3 protein-coding genes are annotated in these 5,139 nt (G+C 50.2%); all 3 read left to right on the forward strand.

Annotated features, from left to right (window positions below; translation table 11 throughout):
• Nucleotides 1–606: helix-turn-helix transcriptional regulator (locus ACOJTG_RS22340; RefSeq protein WP_420155835.1), on the forward strand; the 606-nt coding region annotated here is incomplete at its 5' end.
• Nucleotides 607–941: 335 nt separating this feature from the next.
• Nucleotides 942–4,058: a SusC/RagA family TonB-linked outer membrane protein gene (locus tag ACOJTG_RS22345; protein WP_420155836.1), complete on the forward strand. Its 3,117-nt coding sequence runs from the start codon at nt 942–944 to the stop codon at nt 4,056–4,058.
• 74 nt (nt 4,059–4,132) lie between these two features.
• On the forward strand, nt 4,133–5,139 hold a 1,007-nt coding region (locus tag ACOJTG_RS22350), incomplete at its 3' end, for a RagB/SusD family nutrient uptake outer membrane protein (RefSeq protein WP_420155837.1).

Raw genomic sequence — 5,139 nt, forward strand, 5'->3', positions numbered from 1 at the left:
GCTTTACTGGCGGCCGGGCTGGTTTATTATCTCTTTCACTGGCAGAAACGCAAGCATCGATCGGAACAAAAGCAGTTAACGTATCTCCATCAATTGGAACTGGACCGGGCGGAAAAAGAGCTGGTACGCCTGCAGAATGAACAGCTGGAAGCGGATGTCGACTTCAAAAACCGCGAACTAGCGGCGATGACCATGCAACTCGTGCAACGGGGAGAGGTACTCGTCAAAGTGAAAGAAGTGGTATCTACACTGGCGAAAAAACAGGATACGAAAGACAGTGCCGTAAGTTTTCGGCAGGTGTTACGCCTGATTCGGGATGTTGAAAGCAAGGATGCGGATTGGGGACAATTCACCCTTCACTTCAATACCGTTCATGACGATTTCTTCCATTTGTTGAAAGACCGCTACCCGGAACTAACGCCCAATGACCTAAAATTATGTGCGTATCTGAAAATGAATCTGTCTTCGAAAGAGATCGCTCGCTTAATGAACGTAACCGTGAAGGCCATTGAAATTGGCCGCTATCGGCTTCGTAAAAAACTACTGCTGTCTACGGAAGTCAATTTGTATGAATTTCTGGTTGATCTGGCCAAAGAAAGCAAATGAGCGATGTAATACGGACCACTGATTACAACACATGCATTGTGATTTCCCAGAAATCCAGAGGCTGAAAAGCTTTAAAAACCAGGTCAAGTAGTTCTATAAATTATCAATATAGTTATAAAACAATTCTTCCTTACAACGTATTTATTATCAGAATATTACAAAAGGGGTGTAGTGGTTAAGTAGAGGAAGTAAGCGTAAAAAAAGCAGTGAAAATCAGAAGTTGTAGAGCTTATGTAGGGGTAGTAAAAAAGCCGAATCCCAGGTACGTCACTCTACTTTTGAGCCTGCTTTGCACAATTACTTTATTAGTTCTACTCAAACCATATTCATCTCAGATGAGGAGAAAATTTACAGGATTAGTCTGGGTTTTATGCCTGCTAACAAGTTCGATAGGAGCGTGGGCTCAAGGGCTCACCGTGACGGGGAAAGTAACCGCCAAGTCTGATGGATCCGCCTTGGTGGGCGTATCCGTGCAGGTGCAGGGTACAACGACCGGTACAACGACAGACGCCGCCGGAAACTTTAAGATTTCCGTGCCAGGCTCTGAGTCTGTACTGGTATTTAGTCAGGTGGGCATGTTACGCCAAACGATTACGGTAGGTAATCAGACGCAACTAGCCGTAACGCTGGAAGAGGAAGCGGGTAATCTCAACGAAGTCGTAGTCGTAGGGTACGGAGCTCAAAAGAAAAGTGTGGTTACGGGGGCCATTTCCAGTGTCAAGTCTTCGGATCTGGCGACGATGCCCATCACGCGTCTGGAAGAAGCGTTACAGGGACGGGCTTCTGGTTTAACCATCGCGTCGAGTTCGGGTCAGCCCGGTTCCGGTTCTTCGGTACGGGTACGGGGAATTACCACCCTAAACAATAACGATCCTTTATGGGTCGTGGATGGTGTCGTCATCGACAACGGCGGCATTGGGTATCTCAACCAGTCGGACATTGAATCCATCGAAGTCCTGAAAGACGCCGCTTCGCAGGCCATTTACGGAGCACGGGCAGCCGCTGGGGTAATCCTGGTAACGACGAAAAAAGGAAAAGCCGGTAGCATTCAGGTCAATTACAACGGTTTCTACGGCGTCTCGTCGCCCGCTAAAAAACTGGATCTGCTCAATGCTACGCAATACGCCACCATCCGGAACGAGGCTTCGGTAAACGCTGGTGGACAGCCCGTATACGCTAATCCGGCCGCTTTGGGTCAAGGTACGGACTGGCAATCTATCATTTTCAACAACAACGCTCGCCGCCAGCAACACGAACTGAGTCTGAGTGGTGGTAGTGAAAAATCGACGTTCTACCTCTCGCTGGGTTATATTGATCAGGAAGGTATCGTAGCCACGGATATTTCCAAGTACAAGCGTCTGAACCTGCGTTTAAACTCGACGCACAAGATTGCCAAATGGCTCAACTTCGGACAGAATCTGGGTTACGCCCGGGATAAATCCATTGGTCTGGGCAATACCAACAGTGAATTCGGTGGTCCGCTAAGCTCGGTAATCAACCTTGATCCCCTGACGCCGACGGTCGTAACCGATCCTGCTGTAGCGGGAGCCGCTCCGTATACCAACATTGGCATCCGCCGCGACGCAAATGGCAACCCGTACGGTATTTCACAATCCGTTGCTCAGGAAATTACCAACCCACTCGCGTATATTCAAACCCGTTTGGGTAACAATAGCTGGGCGGATAACTTTGTAGGTAACGCATATCTGGAGGCTGAACCAATCAAAGGACTGAAAGTACGCTCTACCCTGGGAGCGAAACTTTCCTTCTGGGGCAGTGAAAACTTCTCGCCGCTGGCCTGGCTGAACGCCACAACGATTACTTCGCAAACCTCGTTCAACCGATCCAATAACCGTCGGCTGGATTGGAACTTGGAAAATACCCTTTCGTATACCCGCGAATTCGGTGCACATAACGTCTCTGTACTGTTAGGTCAGGGAGCGTACCAGGATAATAATACGCAAATGACGAGCGTCACCTTCTATAACATCCCTGCCGATCGTTTTGAAGATGCTTCGCTCAACTACAAGCGTCCGACCGACCAGCGGTCATCCGATGGTTCGGAAGGAGCCTTGCACAAAGTGAGTTCGCTTTTTGCCCGGATTAATTATAATTACAACGAAAAATACCTGGTGCAGGGCTTGATTCGTCGCGACGGTTCATCGCGGTTCGGTGCCAACAATAAATACGGTATTTTCCCTTCGTTGTCGCTGGGCTGGGTACTTTCCCGCGAAAACTTCTTCCCCTCCCAAAGTGTAGTGAATTTCTTCAAGCTGCGGGGTGGGTACGGCATTGTGGGTAACGATGCCATCGGTGATTTTGCCTACCTTTCAACAATCGGTAGCGGACGCAATTACACCTTTGGTACTTCGGGTAGCTACATCATCGGCTACAGCCCCAACGCTCCGGCTAACCCGGACCTGAAATGGGAACAAACCAGTCAGACCAACATTGGTTTCGATGCCACGCTGCTCAACAACGTCAGTGTGACGCTGGAGTGGTTCAAGAAAGTGACCACGGATGTATTGCAGAATCCCCGGATTCCTCAGTACGTAGGAGCCATTTCGAACCCGGCCGCCAACGTAGCCGATATTTCGAACCAGGGGGTTGAACTGGAATTGGGATACAACAAGAAATTCGGTGACTTCAATCTGTCTCTGAACGGGAACGTATCCTACATCAAAAACAAAGTGACCAACCTGGGTCGCGGGGTGGAATATCTGTCGGGCGGACAAAGCTTCCAGGCCAGTAGTTATCCCATCACCCGCACAGCGGTAGGTCAGCCGATCAACTCATTCTTTGGCTTCCAGACGATGGGTGTTTTCCAGACGATTGAAGACGTAAATAGCTACAAGAGTACGGATGGTACCGTCATTCAGCCAGGTGCCAAACCAGGCGATTTCCGCTGGGCCGATTTGAACGGCGACGGAAAAATCACGGACCTCGACCGTACCTTCCTGGGCAATCCTACACCAACGATCACGTACGGTTTCACGCTTAATGCCGCCTACAAGGCTTTCGATCTGGTCTTCTTTGGTCAGGGAGCTGCGGGTAACAAAATCTTCCAGGGCTTACGCCGTCTGGATATTCAGAATGCCAACTGGCAAACCAAGGTACTGGATCGCTGGACCGGCCCCGGAACGACGAATAGCTATCCCCGGATTGTGAGCGGTGACCCAAACAAAAACTTCCTGAATCCTTCCGATTTCTACCTGGAAGACGGCGGTTACTTCCGGATCAAAACCCTGCAACTGGGCTATTCGCTGCCCAAAGCGGTGATTTCGAAAGTGGGTATGCAACGGGCCCGTATTTATCTGATGAGTCAAAACCTGCTGACTTTCACCAAGTACACGGGCTATGATCCGGAAATTGGTGGCGGTGTACTGAGCATCGATCGTGGGATTTATCCCCAGGCTCGTTCCTTCATGCTGGGCTTAAATGTTGGATTTTAATGACTTTGGAATTGTCGCTGGAGTCCTCTCTAGAAAAAAAAAATCCGGCGACATTCCCTACTTTTTGTAAACACATGAAACGAAATTATAGATCACTGGGCGTACTCCTAACGACGGGTTTGCTCTTCTTAAGTTCCTGTTCGGACAGCTTCCTGGAAGTAAAACCTCGCGGTACCGATCTGGAAACCAACTATTACCGGAATCAGCAGGAAGCCTTTAACGGGCTGGTGGCGATTTACGACGTCGTCGGATGGCAGGGGGGCGGCTACGTGACCAAAGTAGGAGCCGTCAATGCCGCTTCCGATGATCATTACGCGGGCGGCGGGGGTCCGAGCGACGTAACCGATTACCAGGTATTTTCCAACTACACGCTGACGCCAGCAGTAGGCCCGCAGGGTGAACTCTGGCGGAAAGGATTTTCGGGCGTCTTTCGGGCCAATACGCTGCTGCAAAAGTTACCCAGCGTTCCTATGGACGAAAACCTGAAAAACCGCTACGCAGCGGAAGCCAAGTTTTTGCGGGCGTATTTCTATTTCGATCTGGTGCGGCTTTTCAAGAACGTTCCTTTGCTGACAAAGACCGTTTCTACGAGTGAGATGTACGATGTACTACAGGCTCCTCCGGCCGATGTCTACAAGCAGATTGAACAGGATTTAACCGAGGCCATGGCCGTTCTACCCGTTACGGTACCCGTGGCTACGGAAGCAGGTCGGGCTACGCAGGGAGCCGCCCACGCTCTGCTGGGCAAGGTATACTTACAGCAGGAGAAATTTGCCCAGGCCGCTCAGGAACTGGCTCTGGTAAATGGTACGCCCGGCGGTACGAATACCTATGGGTACAAGCTGTTAAGCAATTTCGGCGATCTGTTTAAAACCCGGAATAAATTCAACAGCGAATCCATTTTCGAGATTTCGTTCACCAATACTTCCGCCGGAACCTGGGATTGTATCTCCTGTACCGAAGGAAACGTGCTGAACATCATGATTGGTCCCCGGGGTTACAAGCCCCTGAAAGAAGGTGCTCCGGATTACGTATCGGGCTGGAGCTTCCTGGTGGTGACGCCGGATTTGTTCAATGCCAT

Origin of the sequence: Siphonobacter sp., from assembly GCF_048595215.1 — a bacterium.
Lineage (GTDB): Bacteria > Bacteroidota > Bacteroidia > Cytophagales > Spirosomataceae > Siphonobacter.